The organism is Aestuariibius violaceus (genome assembly GCF_040779325.2).
Lineage (GTDB): Bacteria > Pseudomonadota > Alphaproteobacteria > Rhodobacterales > Rhodobacteraceae > Aestuariibius > Aestuariibius violaceus.
Genome location: NZ_JBFONT020000006.1, coordinates 53451 through 66345 on the forward strand (window position 1 = coordinate 53451; position 12895 = coordinate 66345).

Annotated in this window: 14 protein-coding genes, 1 tRNA gene and 1 pseudogene; 7 read left to right on the forward strand and 9 right to left on the reverse strand. The window is 61.8% G+C overall.

Annotation, left to right across the window (positions count from 1 at the left end):
- The first annotated feature begins 18 nt into the window (after window positions 1-18).
- Genes AADZ90_RS17005 through AADZ90_RS17020 form a run of 4 tightly spaced genes read left to right on the forward strand, consistent with a single transcriptional unit; the run spans window position 19 to window position 3981 of the window.
- Window positions 19-471 carry a tripartite tricarboxylate transporter TctB family protein gene (locus tag AADZ90_RS17005; RefSeq protein WP_367311210.1) on the forward strand — a complete coding sequence of 151 codons (453 nt, stop codon included), beginning with the start codon at window positions 19-21 and terminating at the stop codon, window positions 469-471.
- Window positions 468-2009, forward strand: a complete 1542-nt coding sequence (locus AADZ90_RS17010) for a tripartite tricarboxylate transporter permease (protein WP_367311209.1) — start codon at window positions 468-470, stop codon at window positions 2007-2009. Before AADZ90_RS17005 ends, AADZ90_RS17010 begins: the two co-directional genes overlap by 4 nt.
- Window positions 2006-3208 carry a CaiB/BaiF CoA transferase family protein gene (locus tag AADZ90_RS17015; protein WP_367311208.1) on the forward strand — a complete coding sequence of 401 codons (1203 nt, stop codon included), beginning with the start codon at window positions 2006-2008 and terminating at the stop codon, window positions 3206-3208. The genes AADZ90_RS17010 and AADZ90_RS17015 overlap by 4 nt, the downstream gene beginning before the upstream one ends.
- On the forward strand, window positions 3205-3981 hold the full coding sequence (locus tag AADZ90_RS17020; protein ID WP_367311207.1) for a citryl-CoA lyase: 777 nt from the start codon (window positions 3205-3207) through the stop codon (window positions 3979-3981). The genes AADZ90_RS17015 and AADZ90_RS17020 overlap by 4 nt, the downstream gene beginning before the upstream one ends.
- A 120-nt stretch (window positions 3982-4101) precedes the next feature.
- Here AADZ90_RS17020 and AADZ90_RS17025 read toward each other — a convergent pair.
- The 5 genes from AADZ90_RS17025 to AADZ90_RS17045 all read right to left on the reverse strand — a co-directional run bounded on the left by AADZ90_RS17025 (window position 4102) and on the right by AADZ90_RS17045 (window position 6756).
- Window positions 4102-4191: transfer RNA gene (locus AADZ90_RS17025), tRNA-Ser, on the reverse strand.
- A gap of 377 nt (window positions 4192-4568) precedes the next feature.
- Window positions 4569-5324 carry a hypothetical protein gene (locus AADZ90_RS17030; protein ID WP_367311206.1) on the reverse strand — a complete coding sequence of 252 codons (756 nt, stop codon included), beginning with the start codon at window positions 5322-5324 and terminating at the stop codon, window positions 4569-4571.
- A complete protein-coding gene (locus AADZ90_RS17035) occupies window positions 5321-5929 on the reverse strand; it encodes a hypothetical protein (protein ID WP_367311205.1) in 609 nt (202 codons plus the stop codon). Before AADZ90_RS17035 ends, AADZ90_RS17030 begins: the two co-directional genes overlap by 4 nt.
- Window positions 5929-6369, reverse strand: a complete 441-nt coding sequence (locus AADZ90_RS17040) for a hypothetical protein (protein ID WP_411997073.1) — start codon at window positions 6367-6369, stop codon at window positions 5929-5931. The genes AADZ90_RS17035 and AADZ90_RS17040 overlap by 1 nt, the downstream gene beginning before the upstream one ends.
- Before the next feature lie 75 nt (window positions 6370-6444).
- Window positions 6445-6756: a DUF4123 domain-containing protein gene (locus AADZ90_RS17045; protein ID WP_367311266.1), complete on the reverse strand. Its 312-nt coding sequence runs from the start codon at window positions 6754-6756 to the stop codon at window positions 6445-6447.
- 514 nt (window positions 6757-7270) lie between these two features.
- On the opposite strand from AADZ90_RS17045, the gene AADZ90_RS17050 reads away from it, so the two are divergent.
- Complete coding sequence (locus AADZ90_RS17050) at window positions 7271-8386, forward strand: hypothetical protein (protein WP_367311203.1); 1116 nt, start codon at window positions 7271-7273, stop codon at window positions 8384-8386.
- Between the two features lie 233 nt (window positions 8387-8619).
- Here AADZ90_RS17050 and AADZ90_RS17055 read toward each other — a convergent pair whose 3' ends face one another.
- On the reverse strand, window positions 8620-9453 hold the full coding sequence (locus AADZ90_RS17055) for a hypothetical protein (RefSeq protein ID WP_367311202.1): 834 nt from the start codon (window positions 9451-9453) through the stop codon (window positions 8620-8622).
- Between the two features lie 218 nt (window positions 9454-9671).
- On the opposite strand from AADZ90_RS17055, the gene AADZ90_RS17060 reads away from it, so the two are divergent.
- Together AADZ90_RS17060 and AADZ90_RS17065 are read left to right on the forward strand one after the other, a co-directional pair.
- Window positions 9672-9815, forward strand: a complete 144-nt coding sequence (locus AADZ90_RS17060; RefSeq protein WP_411997074.1) for a hypothetical protein — start codon at window positions 9672-9674, stop codon at window positions 9813-9815.
- Window positions 9816-9830: 15 nt separating this feature from the next.
- Window positions 9831-10097 (forward strand): annotated as a pseudogene (locus AADZ90_RS17065) (tyrosine-type recombinase/integrase); the annotation flags it as partial.
- A gap of 213 nt (window positions 10098-10310) precedes the next feature.
- On the opposite strand, the gene AADZ90_RS17070 reads toward AADZ90_RS17065, so the two are convergent.
- The 3 genes from AADZ90_RS17070 to ychF all read right to left on the reverse strand — a co-directional run bounded on the left by AADZ90_RS17070 (window position 10311) and on the right by ychF (window position 12851).
- Window positions 10311-11231: a nucleoside hydrolase gene (locus tag AADZ90_RS17070; RefSeq protein WP_367311200.1), complete on the reverse strand. Its 921-nt coding sequence runs from the start codon at window positions 11229-11231 to the stop codon at window positions 10311-10313.
- A 121-nt stretch (window positions 11232-11352) separates the two neighbouring features.
- Window positions 11353-11742 (reverse strand): hypothetical protein, encoded by a 390-nt coding sequence (locus tag AADZ90_RS17075; protein WP_367311199.1) that lies wholly within the window; start codon window positions 11740-11742, stop codon window positions 11353-11355.
- 11 nt (window positions 11743-11753) lie between these two features.
- Entirely contained in the window at window positions 11754-12851 is a 1098-nt protein-coding gene (ychF, locus tag AADZ90_RS17080; protein WP_367311198.1) for a redox-regulated ATPase YchF, read from the reverse strand.
- Window positions 12852-12895 lie beyond the last annotated feature (44 nt).

Sequence of the window (12895 nt, forward strand, 5' to 3'; positions counted from 1 at the left end):
TCCTCGCGGGGACTTCCCATGCTGAGCAAAGACCGCATCGGCGGCATCCTGATCCTGGCCTTCTGCGCCTTCTACGCGTTCAAGATCGGCGACATTCGCCTGCTTCCTTTCCAGGAGGGTGACGCCTTCACGGCACGCACCATGCCCATGGCCCTGGCAATTCTGGGTACCGGAATGGCCGCGATCCTCGTGCTCCGCCCCGGCGGCGGTGAGCGCCCCGAGCTGCGCGGGCTCGACTGGGGCAGGGTCGCGTTCTTCCTGATCTGGATGTCGGCCTACGGCTTCACCGTCCGCCCGCTCGGCTTTCTGATCGCAACGACCTTCTTCCTCGCCGTCGGCTTCGCCGTGCTCGGCGAACGGCGTATCTGGATGCTCGCCGCGGTCTCCATACCACTGGTGGTGGCGTTCTGGGTGCTGATGACCCAAGGGCTCGACGTCTACATCGCCCCCCTGCCGGAGGGCTGGAATTGATCGAAGGCATTCTCATCGGGCTGTCGACGGCGCTGACGCTCCAGAACCTGCTTTTCGTCATGCTGGGCTGCCTGATGGGCACCTTCATCGGAATGTTGCCCGGGCTGGGTCCTATGTCCGCCATCGCCCTGATGATCCCCATCGCCGCCACGCTCGACCCGGCCGCAGGCATCATCCTGATGGCGGCCGTCTATTACGGCGCGATCTTCGGCGGCTCCACTTCCTCGATCCTCATCAACGCCCCCGGCGTCGCCTCGACGGTCGCCACATCCTTTGACGGCTACCCGATGGCGCGGAAGGGAATGGCCGGTAAGGCCTTGGCAATTGCAGCTTATTCCAGTTTTTCGGGCGGCGTGGTCGGCGCCCTTCTCCTGCTCGTCGCGGCCCCGTCGCTCGCCCGCGTGTCGCTCTCGTTCCACTCGACGGACTACTTCGCGCTGATGGTTCTGGGCCTCGTCGCGGTCGCCGCCTTCGCGGGTAAGGGCTCCATGGTCAAGGCGCTCCTGATGACGGTGGTCGGCCTGATGCTCTCGACCGTCGGCACCGACCAGACCCAAGGCGTGGCGCGTTTCACCCTCGGCATGATCGATCTCGTCGACGGCATCAGTTTCCTCCTGCTCGTCATGGCAACCTTCGCGCTGAGCGAGGCGCTCATGGCAATCCTCAAGCCGAAGGGAGACGCGGCCCGGCTGGAAGAAAAGGAAGCCTCTCAAAAGCTTGGCTCCATGAAGGTCTCGGGCGCCGAGGTGCGTGAGATGGCACCGGTCATCGGCCGTTCCTCGATCCTCGGTTTCCTCATCGGCGTCCTGCCCGGCGCAGGCGCCACGATCGCAAGCTTCCTCGCCTACGGCACCGAACAACGCCTCGCAGGCCCCAAAAAGGGCGCCGAGTTCGGCCAGGGCTCCGTCCGCGGCCTCTCCGCCCCCGAAACCGCGAACAACGCCGCCGCGACAGGCTCCTTCGTGCCCTTGCTGACCCTCGGCATCCCCGGCTCCGGCACCACCGCGATCATGCTCGGCGCGCTGATCGGCTACGGCATCCAGCCGGGCCCGCGGCTTTATATCGACCAGCCAGAGGTCTTCTGGTCGGTCATCGTCAGCATGTGGATCGGCAACGTGATACTTCTGATCCTGAACCTGCCGCTCATCCCCTACATCGCCCGCGTCTTGGCGATCCCCTCCCGGTTCCTGCTGCCGCTCATCCTGTTCTTCAGCCTGATCGGCGTCTATTTCGTCAGCTTCAACACCTTCGATATCCAGCTCATGGTGATCTTCGCGGCGATGGCGGTCGTCCTGCGCCTGCTCGACTTCCCCATGGCCCCGATGATCCTCGGCTTCATCCTCGGTGGCATGATGGAGGAAAACCTCCGCCGCGCGCTCCTCATCAACGACGGCTCCTGGTCCTTCCTGTGGGATCGTCCGCTGACCGTCACGATCCTGGCCATCGCTGCGCTCTGTCTCTTCCTGCCGCTCCTGACGGCGCAGATCCGGCGGATCAAGGACACGGCCTATGGCCGCACCGGCGGGTCGCCCGATTGACGGATACGACTAAGCCCCTGTCAGGCATCAAGGTTCTCGACCTGACCAATGTGCTGGCCGGGCCCTTCTGCTGCCACCAGCTGGCCCATCTGGGCGCCGATGTGATCAAGGTCGAGGCCCCGGGCCGCGGCGATCTCGCCCGGCAACTGGGCGCCGATCCTGCCCTCAACGAAGCCAATATGGGCGCCTCCTTCCTCGCTCAGAACGCGGGGAAACGGTCGGTCACCGTCAATCTGAAGCACGACGACGGCAAGGCGGTTTTGCTGAGGCTAGTGAAAGATGCCGACGTGCTGGTCGAAAACTTCCGCCCCGGCGTCATGGACCGCCTCAGCCTCGGCCCCAAGGTTTTGCGCGCCGAAAACCCGGCGCTGATCTACGCCGCCATCTCCGGCTTCGGCCAGGACGGCCCCTGGCGCGATCGCCCCGCCTACGACCAGATCGTGCAAGGCGTCGCGGGCGTGATGGCCCTGACCGGAACACCTGATGGAGAGCCGCTGCGCGTCGGCTATCCCGTTGCCGACACAATCGGCGGCCTGACCGCCGCCATGGCCATCACGGCAGCCTTGAACGCCAAGCCGCGCGGCTGCGTCATCGACGTCTCGATGATGGAGGCGGTGTTGGCGACGATGGGCTGGGCGGTTTCGAACTGGCTCGTCGCAGGCATCCGCCCGTCCCGCGTCGGCAACGAAAACATGACCTCGGCCCCCTCCGGCGCCTTCCGCGCCGCAGACGGTCCGCTCAACATCGCCGCCAACCGCGACAGCCAGTGGGAGGCGCTCGCCCGCCATCTGGGCCGCGCCGACCTGCTCGACCGCCCCGACTACGCCAGTCGCGAGATGCGCAAAAAGAACCGCCACGCCCTGCGTGCGGAACTTGAAACGGTGCTTCAGACCCGACCCGCCGCCGACTGGGCGCGGGAGCTCAACGCGATCGGCGTCCCCGCAGGCTCCGTCATGGACGTGCCGGAGGCCCTGGCCCATCCACAGATCGCCGACCGGGGCCTCGTCGCCCGCTTCGATGAAGTCCCAGGCGTCGACCGCCCGGTCCAGACGGTGCGCACCGCGGTGAAGATCGACGGCACCCCACCGACCGTTGCCGCGCCCCCCCCCGGCCTCGGGGCCGATACCGACGACATCTTAGCGGCCGCCGGATACGACAGCGCCCAAATCACCGCCCTGCGCGAAGGCGGCGCGATATGACGAACGACGTCTCTGACTGGTGGCGCACAGCGATCATCGACATGGAACCCGGCCGCATCGCGCTGCGCGGGCATGAGGTCCAGGACCTGATTGGCCAGGCGGGCTTCGCCGAGATGATCTGGCTGATGCTCCGCGGCGAGCGCCCCGATCCCCGCGCCGCGAAGCTGCTTGAGGCAACGCTGGTCGCTGCCGTCGATCACGGCCCCCAAGCGCCGTCCATCGCCACGGCCCGGATGGCCGTCACCTGCGGCCTTCCCCTCAACAACGCCATGGCGAGCGCGGTCAACATGCTGGGCGACGTCCATGGCGGCGCCGGAGAACAGGCCGTCGAACTATACGAACGGATCGACGCCGCAGGCGGCCCGGATGCCGTATCGGACGAGATCACCCGTTGGCGCACCGAACACGGGCGCTACATCCCCGGCTTCGGCCACCGCTTCCACCCGGTCGATCCGCGCGCCCCAGCGCTAATGTCATTGGTTGAAAGGGCCGAGCGCGACGGTATCGTCACCGGGCAATTCCGCCGCATCGCGCTGACAATCGAACGCCACTTGGCTGAAACTGCCTCGAAGCCAGTGCCGATGAACATCGACGGCGCGACGGCCGTGATCCACGCCGAACTCGGCTTCCCCGCCCCCCTTGCCCGCGGTCTATTCGTTCTATCCCGCTCCGTCGGCATTCTCGCCCACGCTTGGGAGCAGTCACAGCAAGGCGGCCGGAACAAGGGCCCAACACCGCCGCGCTATCGCTGGACCTATTACAGCGACGGCTGATGAATGTCGGTCTTATCGAGAGATGCCATAGGGACAGCTTCAACGGTCTTGCACGTGACCCTGTTAGCGAGTGCGAGACAGATCATTCACGATCAGGCTCAACTCGATAGAGGTGGTGGATGGCGGAGACGAAGGGATTCGAACCCTCGAGACGGTTTCCCGCCTACTCCCTTAGCAGGGGAGCGCCTTCGACCACTCGGCCACGTCTCCGCCGACGTTGTTAGACTGCCAGCCCCTTGGTGTAAAACGGTTTTTCCAGACGCTCGGAACGGCAACCGCAACAAGATCACTTTCCGCGGCACTCATTGATTTTACTGGATTTTCCGGTGCCCAGAGTCGACGACACGTGCAAAAGGCATGCAATTCGTTCACTCTCTGTTCTCAGCCTCCATCGCGTCGACATGCGCTCCCAAGAGTTCTGGAAGAGGAGGATCTCGCTGTCGTCACACATCCCGGACCGCTCTTGGTCGCCTTCGTCGCGCTTTGTGCACTCGCCCGACGCAACAACATCGACCACGTCCCCGTCCGGCATGCCAACACATTGCAGTTTCTGATCTTCAGACAAACGCGCTTGCGTCCAGGCCTCTTCAGTCCACCAATTCCCAAGGGGCAAGAGCGGCCATCATTTCTTCACGAGAGAAACCTAGTTCCATCATTTGAGTATAGGCGAAACTCTTCGCAAAGTCTTCGGAGCGCAGTTTCGGCGTATGAAATGGTTGAGGTTCCGAGGGGCTAGTACTCGCTTCCGCCACGACCTTCATTAAAGCACGGATAACTGCGTCGGAGGCCGCCTCATTCGTTTCTCCTCGGCGACGCGTCTCTAGATGTATGTGGCTATTCCGACCTATCAGTATCTGGTCAAAGATCGAACTGGCAAACGGCCGTGGCAGCGCGATCGATCCGCCTTGGGGTGTTGTTGAATAAAGGGGCCCCATATCTGGCACAGGCGGAGCAAACCTGGCTGTCTCGCTGAAGGCCTCGGCCATAGACAATGCAGAGGAAGTGTCGATGCCTTGAGCCGTCGAGAAAGGTAGAAAGTACTGGCGGATGAGGTTCGTTCGAGCAGCGTAATCTTCCAGCGCAGACAAATGTTGGCTCAAAGACGGATCGGCGCGCGTGTCCGACATCTCCTGAATGAACTGATCCTTCAGGCGCGGTAGCCATTCGGCAAGAGATAACGGAAGCTGCTCATGCAAAATGGCGCATTGCGCCAAGGGTGCATTCACCATTGGGCTGAGTGTCCCCCGCCGATCTTCCGGCATTAGTTTGCGCGCCAGAAGCATGCGGGCAAGTTCGATGAGTTCTGCGCCGCCAAGTTCAGGAAGGAGCACCTGGTCAGTCATCGGATCGGATAATCCTCAAAGCCAGGATACTCTGGAAAGGCGTTCGGTCCCCCAAGTACGATCGTCATGTGTGGCGGGCGTTCATTCAGACGGCCTGGGTGGATGAACTCCTGCACGATGTCCCCCCAGACCTGCCCGGGCGCGAGAGGCACGGTGCAGTCAGCCATGATCTGCACGAAGAAGTGCGGTTTATGCACGTAGAGCGGGTTGCTAATGAACACCGTATGAAAGATTGTGCGGGGCCCCCAAGGCCGGTTCGCAAAATGGTTTTTGGCGCCATAGAACGCCCGCACGGACAGGATCGTTGCACCAGCCGCAGGATCGGTAAAATGCCAGTACGGGATGTTGGGACACCGCGCTTCGCCGGTCGCAGTGTCGGTTGCGGCTTGGCTGTCAGCGCCCGTTGCCGGCGCAGGCGCTGCGTCGTCTTCACCGAGAATGAGATCCTCGACTTGGTTATAGGCATCGACCGCCCCTTGAGCCATTAGTTCACCGAGGTTTTCGTGTGCTGCACGAAACTCGGGGCTGACAGCATAGATGAGACCGTACGCAAGCGCAGCGCCACCGACATAAACGGCACCGGCCGGAATTGCAGGGGCCGCCATCAGATCACCTCTTGACCGTTCATGCGGCGCAGTCCCGTCAAGTAAGACTTCGCAACGACATCCACCCGTTTGGCCCAGGGAAGATGACGGTTCCGCACGACGGGTCCGGAGAGAATTGCTTCGGTTGCGTCACGATGCATCATAAGAAGAACAATCGTGAGTTTTTCATAGTCTTTCATTTTTGGTACATCATTTGGCTTATGATCTTCCATTTCTGACATGACTTGCTTTGAAATATGCGAAGCCCGTTCGCGCTCAAACTGATATCCCTTGGCGCTGCATCGTTCCATGACGCGCCCAACTAACCGCTCATGAAATCTTGTCTTGGCCCGAACCGTAAGAGCTTTGATGTCTGTTTCGGAGAGTATCGGGAGTTCACCGGTTGTGCTGAACACCTTAGGACTGGCAATCACTGCGTTGTCGCCTTTGCGCGCAATCAAGGTGAGCGGCTCCTGAGGCGCGTTCAAATAAAGACGCAGAAAAGGTGTTGGTGCCTCCAAATCGTGTAGATAGTCTTAGGCAATGGATGGGTTCCATAACCGCACGTATTTTCGCCGTCCGTCTGCATCTACCGGCCTTAGGAGACGGCGGAGATGGCGGCGCAGCTCTTCAGCGGCCAAACTACATCGGATAACGAGTGCCGGATTGCCGGGCCACAAATGGAGGGTGCCTAAGCTTGCATCGGCCCCGGGCACTTCTCGAAAGAGCTTCTGCGTCAATGGGTCGTCTGGAGATAACTGCACAAGGCAAGGCATGACATCAGCCAGCTCTTCTGCCTCTTCACCCTGCAATATCGTTCCACGAAAGCCACGCTCAGACTCGACCAGCGCAAGACTTTGTTCACCGCACCTGCATCAAACACGACATAAGTACTTTTCGGTCCGTCGAAGAGATGTGCCTTTAAAGCATCGTGGGTAGCTCCATCCTCCCACGTAGAAAGGTGCTCCAGCCAAATCGTGTTGACCGCTTCTTCAATCGATTGGTTCAAAACAAAACTTCCGGTAACGAGTCGACGTCTTAAATAAGTAGAAGATTTAACGCGGCAAGTGCCTGCAGGCCATTCCATGGTGCGACGCGCTCGAAGCAGTCTTTGCCCAATGGCATCGCCCGAAAGGACTACTAACCACAGATGGAGCGGACCTTCGTGAGGTGGCACAAAGGCCCGCGACCAAACACGAAATCACTTTGGAACCTTGAGTAGGGCGGTTACCACAAAGCGTCTATATGGCCGTCGATGAACAGTTGTCGACGGTACAAAAGCAGGCTTTACTGAGCCGCTGCAATCAGACAATGTCCCGGCGTGTTTTGCCGGAATGACAGCGCGGCGATCAGGGTGGTGAGATGAGGCCAATCTGCCATCTTCATATCGGCATGAACAAAGCGGGCAGTACCACGATACAAGCCGCCTTCCTCAACTACCTCGATCCAAATCTCGAATACCTGCGTCCCGAGAAGGACTCGGTCCTTCACTCAGTCCTCGACCGGACCTTCCAGCGCCCAAGGGACGTCAAGCGCTTCGGTGTCGACTCGTCCGAGTTGGCCGACGCTGACGCCACCTTCAATGAGATCATGGAGCGCTCGGACCGGGCCGCTTTCATCAGCTACGAGAACCTATCGATCTGGCCGGATGTCGATGCGATCGAGCGTATCCGTGTGCGTCTGCTGCGGCACTGCGAATCGGTCCACGTCCTCGCCTACATCCGCCCGCCCCACGCGTATATGCGCAGCCTTCTGCAGCAAAGTGTCAAGCTGGGCCCACCACCGCCGAAGTTGGCTGGTCTCTGGCCGGACTACCAGCGCCGCTTCGAACGCTGGGACCGGGTCTTCGGTCGCGACGTGGTAACACTGGTGCCTTTTCGGACGGACAGCCTTTCCGACGGTGACCTCCTGTCCGATGTTTGCCTGCGCATAGGGGCAGACCTGGACAGGCTCAGCCGCCGGGAGGTATCCAACCCCGCCGCCTCGCTCGAGGCATCGGCTGCCCTCGCTGTTTGGCAGGATGCACGGGCGGCGAAGCGCTGGGACGATACCGAACCGACCCCTCGCGAACTGAACCGCTTTGCAAGGGAGATCGCGGAGTTCGGACAAACGAGGCGCTGGGGTTTTGAAGACGCCGCAATCGAGCGTCTCTTTGAGGATCGAGCGCCTGATGTCCTGTGGATGGCAGAGCGGCTCCGATGCCCTGACTTCGCGAAGGAGACTGCACCAAGTGTCAGAATCGCGGGCCTCGAAGCCTTTCGAGACATCGGTCGCGGTCAGACCCAGGCACTCGCGGACTGGCTTCCGCGCCGCTTTCGCGACATCGACCTGGCGGGCGCGCGGGCGACGGAGGATATGATGCAGGCAGCTTTCCGGCATTATGTAAGCCGTACCCGTCCCGCGCCGCGTTGGAGGGATTATTTGCCGCTCAAACTCAAACGAAAGCTGGCGCCGCTGGTGCACCGCCTACGGTCCTGATGACGATGCGCCAGCTCCGATGAGCGGTAGCACTGAATATGAAGGCCACAGAGAGAGACCCCACGACGGTTACTTCCTGATACTGAAGGAAGATCGGGTTTAGGGTCACCGGAAGACCAACAAAAGCGGCGAACTGGTTGGGTCAGTCGCTCGGGAACCTCAGATCCGAGCTTCCCGGACACATCACGGCAAAGTCCGCATGGGCCTCACCGATCTCCAGCTGCGTCTGCTCCTTATCTTGCTGAGATCGTGTCGAATGCCTCTTCCAGCGCCTTGTCCATGCGGGCCAGGCTGACCTCCATGATGTCGAGCTCGGCATTCTGCAGCCGGATCTCGTTGACGAGCTCCTGGTTGGCGTCGAGCGCCTCCATGGTCAGCCGCAGCCGCTCCTGCTCGGCCTGGGTATTGACGAAGCTCTCGTTGGAGACGTCTTCGGTGAGGCCGGCCCGGACCCGGGTCAGCTCGTCCAGAAGCTGGGTCTGCTCGGCAATCCGCTCCCGCAGCTGGCCCGCCTGGATCTCCGTCTCGATGCGCTGGAGCTCGAAGATCTCCTTGCGGGCGTCGAGCTCCTTCTGCGCCAGGAGCAGCGCGTTGCGCGTGGCGTCGTTCTGCACGAGCGCCCGGTCGGCGATGGCCCGGGCGTAGAGCGCCTCTGCCTCCTGAAGCGACGACAGCGCCCGCTCGAGCTGCGGGATGGTGCTCTCGAAGTCTTCGGCCTCGGTCCTCGCGGACATGAGGTTTGTGACAAGTGGCAGAAGCGCCCCGGCTGCGGCACCTGCCAGGATCCCGAACGTGCCGAACCCGATCGCGAGATCCGGAAGCTGGATGGCAAATGCCGGCATAACATCGCCGGTCGCCGAGGCCTGCTGGGCCACCTGGGAGAGCTGGAGGGCGACGTTGCGCGAGTCGAAGCTCCGGAATCCGCGGCTCATGGTGGCGACTGCGCGTCCGGTCGCCACCGCCTGCCGCTCAGCGCGCGCCCCGGATCTCTGGAACCGCTCCAGCCGTGTCGCCGTCTGAACGACGCCCCGATCCGTGACCCGGACGCCGAGCTCCGCGATATCCATGCCGTTGGTTATCCTTACATGCGAATGGGCGGATCGCGGAACGGATCCCGCGCCGCGGAGAGTTCGCTCACATAGGCCTGCGAGAGCCGGCGCAGGATGGCGCCTTCTTCCTGGGCAGCGGCACCCGTCCAATTGACGGCATCCGACTGCAGGTCCAGACCTTCTACCCTGTCACAGGAGAGGCCTTCATCCTGCGCTCAAAGAACGGCGAGGGGCGGATGGTGCGCCTGCCCCGCCGGGCACTCGACCTGATGCTGCAGCGCCCCCTCCCGAAGCGCGGGCCGCTTCTGACCACGCCCAAGGGGAAAGGCTACGTGTCGCGCCAGAATGGCGGCGGTCAGTTCAAATCCGCCTTCGACTGAGCGCGACGTGCAGCCGATCTCGAGGACGACGTGACCCCCTACACGCTCCGCCACACCTGGGCGACCTGGTTCTATGCCCAGACCCGCGATTTCGGCGCGCTGATGGACCAGGGCGGCTGGAAGAAGGCCGACATGGCGAACCGCTACCGGAAGATCGCGCCCGAAGATCTGGCATCCAGGCTCCGGGCCCATGGCTGGGATTTCACGCGCGCCGACTTCGCCGCCGCGGCAACCGAAGGACAGGTTGTGCGGGCGCCGGAGACGCGCCGAAAATCCTCCTGAGAGGGCCGAATTCCACCAAAAAAGTTGGGCAATATGCGTGTGCTATCAGAAAACTTGATCTCGTAAGAGGCTGATTTTCAAGGAATAAACCGGAATGATCTCCAGCCCTTAGCAGGGGAGCGCCTTGAACCATTCGGCCACGTCTCTGTCGACGCTTTTGGGCTGCCAGCCTCCTGATGTAAAACGGCTTTCCAGCGCTTTGAAGCGCTACTGTCAGGGAAGGTATCCCAGCGCCTCAGTGAAGCGGTGCAGGACGGCTGGAGCATCGACGCGAGTCGCGACCTCGACCGGAGCGTGGGCGCAGGCGGGATCAGCGATCGTCCGACCGGCAGCTTCGCCTCGCTCGACAATTCGAACCCTTGTCCGGCGCCACTCAAACAGTGCAGGTTCGATGGCGGCGACAATCGCTGTGGGATCGTGAAGCGCGCATCCATCGAAGTTTCGCATCTCCTGATAGAACTCGACGTAGTGGCCGCTCATTTCCTGCAGCATACCACCGAGAACCGGCGATCTATGAGCGATCAGCGCGAAATCGCTGGGGGTGCAAATCACATGATTGGTCACATCAAGGCCGACCATGCGGATGGGGGCGCCGCTCGCAAAGACAATCTGGGCGGCGTCGGGGTCTTTATGGGTGTTGGCTTCCGCATGAGGGGTGGCATTGCCGCCAGCATCGAGAGACCCACCCATAATGACAAGTTCCTTCAACCGGCTAGCAAAACCCGGGTCGCGGTCAATCGCCTCGGCCACGTTCGTAAGCGGCGCTATCGCGCATAGCGTGACTTCGCCCGGACGCTCAGCAGTGACGCGGATCAGGAAATCTGCCGCGCCTTCGTCGGCGGCCTTACCCCTCGGCACATCTGCGGGCAACGTGCCAAAGCCCTCGCGACCATGGACTTTCCACGACGGTTCGACCGGTGGCCGGACACGGGGGCGCCACGCACCTTCAGCGACCGGAATGTCGAGATCTACTGCCTCGACCAACCGCAACGCGTTGCGCACGGCAATCCGGCCAGAAACATTTCCGAAAACGGTCGTCAGGCCAAGCAGCTCGATCTCTGGCGCAGCGGCAGCAAAGAAGATCGCCATGGCATCGTCGATGCCGGGATCGGTGTCGATGATGATCGGCGTCATATCGGCGGCACCCTAGCAGACAGGCGCGGTAACGGAAGGATCAGACGAATGGCAGATCTCCGCTCGACCCAATGACCTAACGCATCCATCACAGCTGAACATGACGCGGCCCGATCGTTAATCAGGTTTCGACGAAATCAAACAGCAGGCATTGATAGCGGGCCTCGATCTCTTCCGAGAGAACCTCACCGAAACGGCTGGCGTTCCGGTTGAGTTCGAACGACGCCGCAAGCGTGCTATCGCCACTTTCAAGCCGTTGGATCATACGGGTCTCGGCTCGTTCGGCGAACGCCTCAAGCTGCGCATCGGCAAAGGCATGTGCGGCCCGGGCGCGTCGCAGCGTCTCTTCTTCCGTCGCGCTGGGCGCACAGGCGTAGCGCAGGACATCCTCCTCCGACACGGTGGAGCGGAAGGCAAAGATCTCGCGGTCGGGATAGGCCGTCGCCATCAGGCTGTCGACCGAGCAGGCGGAAAGCACGGCGACGGTGCCGAGGACAAAGAGTTTGTTCATCGCAGATCCCTTCAGGTGTTGAACAGGAAGTGTAAGACGTCGCCGTCCTTCACGCGGTACCCCTTACCTTCGGCGCGCATTTTGCCCGCCTCCTTGGCCGCCTGTTCCCCACCAAGAGCGACGAAATCATCGTAGGCGATGGTTTCGGCCCGGATGAAGCCCTTTTCGAAATCACCGTGAATGACACCCGCCGCCTGTGGCGCAAGCGTCCCTTCCCGGATCGTCCAGGCCCGCGCCTCTTTGGGGCCAATAGTGAAATAAGTCTCGAGATTGAGAAGCGCATAGCCGGCCCGGATAAGGCGATCGAGGCCGGCTTCCTTGAGCCCCATTTCGTCCAGAAACATCGCCGCCTCTTCTGCATCGAGTTGGCTGATCTCCTCTTCGATGCGGGCAGAAATGACGACGTGGGCGTTGCCTTCGGCCGCAGCCATCTCGGCGACCTTTTGAGACAGAGCATTGCCGGTAGCAGCCTCTTCCTCGGCGACGTTGCAGACGTAAAGGACGGGTTTCGTGGTCAGAAGCTGCAGCGCCTTCCACGCCTTCGCATCCTCATCCGCGACCTCGACACGTCGCGCGGGCGTGCCGTTCTCCAGCATCTCCTGCGCGGCGGCAAGCAAACGGTCCTGCTGTTGTGCTTCCTTGTCGTTACCCTTGAGCTTTCGGACAAGGTTTGCGCGGCGCTTTTCCACGCTTTCAAGATCGGCAAGCATCAGCTCGGTTTCGATCGTAGCAGCATCCGCCACTGGGTCGACGCGGCCCTCGACATGGGTCACGTCGTCATCCTCGAAACACCGCAGGACGTGAGCAATCGCGTCAACCTCGCGGATATTGGCGAGGAACTGGTTGCCCAGCCCCTCCCCTTTTGAGGCACCTTTGACGAGGCCAGCGATGTCAACGAACGTCATCCTGGCGGGAACCTTCTCTTTCGACTTGGCAAGATCGGCGAGCCTGTCGAGACGGGCGTCAGGAACCGAGACCTCACCGACATTCGGCTCAATGGTGCAGAAAGGGAAATTTGCGGCCTGAGCGGCGGCGGTCCGCGTCAGCGCGTTGAAGAGCGTGGATTTCCCGACATTGGGAAGCCCAACAATACCCATCCTGAAACCCATGATCGTCTCCTGTCTCGATCCGGCCTGCCTCTTATGAAGATGGA